2 protein-coding genes and 1 pseudogene are annotated in these 3,751 nt (G+C 37.9%); 2 read left to right on the forward strand and 1 reads right to left on the reverse strand.

What is annotated here, in order from left to right:
* The coding region (locus CRO21_RS17325) for an efflux RND transporter permease subunit (protein ID WP_171294088.1) at positions 1-321 on the forward strand (321 nt) is incomplete at its 5' end.
* Positions 322-490: 169 nt separating this feature from the next.
* Positions 491-2,482: a heavy metal translocating P-type ATPase gene (locus tag CRO21_RS17330; RefSeq protein ID WP_097080547.1), complete on the forward strand. Its 1,992-nt coding sequence runs from the start codon at positions 491-493 to the stop codon at positions 2,480-2,482.
* A gap of 43 nt (positions 2,483-2,525) precedes the next feature.
* Here CRO21_RS17330 and CRO21_RS17765 read toward each other — a convergent pair.
* Positions 2,526-2,693 (reverse strand): annotated as a pseudogene (locus CRO21_RS17765) (transposase); the annotation flags it as partial.
* Positions 2,694-3,751: the final 1,058 nt, after the last annotated feature.

The following is a 3,751-nucleotide window of genomic DNA, read 5'->3' on the forward strand; positions in this document are numbered from 1 at the left end:
TTTATTGCCTTATCAGGTGTGGCAGTATTAAACGGTTTGGTGATGTTGACCTTTATTAAAGAATTACGTGAACGTTATGATTTGCATTATGCAACTTGGCAAGGTGCAATTTTACGTCTACGTCCAGTGTTAATGACTGCGTGTGTAGCCTCGTTTGGTTTTGTACCGATGGCATTGGCAACAGGGACAGGTTCAGAAGTTCAACGTCCACTTGCAACGGTGGTGATTGGGGGGATTATATCGTCAACATTGTTGACATTGATTCTATTGCCTGTGATCTATCGCTGGATGAATCAATCTGAAGCAAAAAAAGCGGCGTAAACAACAGGAGTTAATCTGTTTTAGTCACGAGTATGGATTGAAACAGATTGAGTCATTATGGTTGGCAGGGATTTCTGCTACTTGCTTTATATTTATTTAATGAACAAATATAGATGAGTCCATTGTTCTGCATATGACAGTAGGATGGATTCAAGGATAAGGTATAGAAATGCACCAGCATCACGAACACGAGAAGAAGCAGAACTGTTGTTGTGAACCCGAAGTCGAATTCAAAAAACCATCACCACACAACGAAGAGGGTGATGCACATGGACATCATCATGAATTACAACAAGACGGTGGCGTATTTAAATTATTTTTACCTGTGTTAGTTTCATTTATTTTACTGGCCACCTCATTAATTCTAGATCATTTTGTGCAGCCTACTTGGTTTAGTGGCTGGATCCGCAGCATGTTTTATATTGTGGCGTATTTGCCAGTTGGATTGCCAGTGCTTAAGGAAGCTGTAGAGAGTATCCAAAACGGTGATGTGTTTTCAGAATTTTTATTGATGGGTATTGCTACTGTTGGCGCCTTTGCAATTGGCGAATATCCTGAAGCTGTTGCTGTGATGTTGTTTTATGCGGTAGGCGAAATCTTTCAAACCATCGCAGTTTCTCGTGCGCAAAATAATATCAAGGCTTTACTTGATCAACGTCCTGATCAGGTTAATCGAATTCAAGATGGCAAGGTGCAGACAATTCCCGCAGCACAGGCACAAATTGGTGATCTTTTACAGCTTAAAGTGGGTGAAAAAGTTGGTCTGGATGGGATTTTACGTTCGAAAAATGGCGCTTTTAACACGGCTGCTTTAACCGGTGAAAGTAAACCTGATACCAAATATCAAGGTGATGCGGTATTGGCGGGTATGATAAACCTAAATACTGTGACAGAAATTGAAGTCACGACGGCTTATAGCGATAGTAAACTCAGTAAAATTCTAGAAATGGTGCAAAATGCCACTACGCAAAAAGCACCGACGGAATTATTTATTCGTAAATTTGCCCGAATTTATACGCCGATCGTGGTGCTCTTGGCAATCGCAATTAGTTTGCTACCATATTTCTTTGTCCAGAATTATCAATTTAGTGAATGGTTATATCGTGCGCTGGTTTTCCTCGTAATTTCATGTCCATGTGCATTGGTGATTTCGATTCCGCTAGGGTATTTTGGTGGGATTGGTGCAGCAAGTCGTAACGGTATTTTGGTCAAGGGCAGTAGCTTTTTAGACACTTTGGCCAATATTCAGAATGTAGTGATGGATAAAACAGGCACCATGACAGAAGGTGTATTTAAAGTACAGGAAGTAGTATTTAATAGAAATATTGATCAAACACATATGTTGCAAATGGTCAGTGCTTTAGAAAAACTCAGTACTCATCCTGTGGCGACAGCGATTCATCAGCATGTTGGTGAACTGACTTTAAATTTTGTATTGAAAGAAGCCGAAGAAATTGCAGGGCATGGTTTAAAAGCGACGGTCGAAGATAAAATATTATTGGTCGGCAATTTCAAACTCATGAAGAAGTTTGATGTTGATTATGATATTGACCCTGCCTCCATCATCTATACTACGATTGCAGTTGCCTATGACAATCAGTTTGTCGGATATATTACGATTGCCGATGAAATCAAATCCGATGCCCAAAGTACAATTGACCAACTAAAAGCATTACATGTCCAAACCACCATGTTAAGTGGGGATAAAAATACCGTTGTGCAGCATGTGGCTAGACAATTGGGTATTAATCATGCTTTTGGTGACTTGTTACCAGAAGATAAAGTGGCAAAGGTTAAGGAAATTAAAGCCAGAAACGAAACTGTGGCATTTGTGGGAGATGGTGTCAATGATGCACCAGTCGTGGCGTTGAGCGATGTTGGCATCGCAATGGGTGGATTGGGCAGTGATGCAACGATTGAAACTGCGGATATCGTCATTCAAGATGATAAACCATCAAAAATTCCAGTTGCAATTCATATTGGAAAACAGACCAAAAAAATTGTCTGGCAAAATATTACTTTGGCATTCGCAGTCAAGGCCATTGTCTTGATTTTGGGCGCAGGTGGTGTTGCAACGATGTGGGAAGCTGTATTTGCAGATGTGGGTGTATCTTTATTGGCAATTATGAATGCAATTCGGATTCAACGTATGAGATTTTAGGGTGCATTTACTATGTGAAACCTGATACCGACTGGTAGATTCACTTTAAATCAGCCGTAACCGCCTTATAATCTTTCCAACTAACATACTTCAAGCTATTGCGTACCATATGAATAATACACAATTGGATAAGGGTATCAGGGTAGACCGTATTAATCGCATCAGGAAAGCCTTTTAAGCCATCTACATAGGCAATTAAAATATCCTGTAGCCATTACTGTATTTTTGTCTCTGCGAGGACGGTTCTTCTCATAGCCCTTGTGAAGCAGTGCTTCTCATCAGTCAGTTCAGCATTGAGTGCAGTTTCAACGGTGAGTTTCTTTAAGGCTTTACTGAAATTATTCAGGTCAGCTTCTGTTTTTTAGTTCTTGGTAAATTCTTTTGCTAATGCCAGCATTGCTTCATCTTTCATGGTAAACACCTGTGTTGCCTTCAACAGCGTTGAGGGATAGTTTAAGCATTTACACAGTTTTATTTACAGTCTCATTTTAAACCCTCAAAAATTAAATTGAAGCCTACTCTAAACAAGCTCTTCTACAAGCGACCATGCTTCTTCAACTTGATCTGTTTAACTTCATCATGATGCCAAATGCCCATGCCAAATGCCCATGCGATATGCCCAACAAAATGCTATCGTAAATACCGATAACAATCGCTTCAATTTCATCAGATCAGTTAAATGTGTATCCTCTAAATTAAATCCTCTACTTTTCAAACAGCTAAATAAAGCTTTTATTTCCCAATGCATTTTATATGTTGTGATCGCATCTACTATTAGATCATTGCTGGCAACAATCATTAAGCATTTGACACAGAATTTTGAGCGCTCTGATTTTAGATTCTAAATCTATCCTTGTTTTCTAAGTTTTTTATCCATAAATTTATCTATTTTATCTCATAAATATTCCTTTTATGATAACAATGGCTATGTTCGTGCTGTTAAGTAGATAAGAAATAGATTTTAACTTGATATTTTTTATTGTTAAATTTTTAATGCTCAAGAATTTGAAAATTATATAAATTTTAGTTTAATTTGGCTTGAGTTAAATAGAATTTTGGTTCAATTCTATTTTTACAGGCACCCTATTATAATAATAATTTAACATACCTAAAAAGTATGAAAACATACTCTTTTTAGAATTGGATAAGTGAACTATTTCGGATAAAGTTTAGGACTATGGAACATATACAAGCAGGAATCACAGAAATATTGCATTGTTATCATGAGCACGGTAAGACAACCCAATAATGATAGGTATCCAGCCGTAA

The sequence above is a fragment of the Acinetobacter puyangensis genome (assembly GCF_900096995.1).
Taxonomy (GTDB): domain Bacteria; phylum Pseudomonadota; class Gammaproteobacteria; order Pseudomonadales; family Moraxellaceae; genus Acinetobacter; species Acinetobacter puyangensis.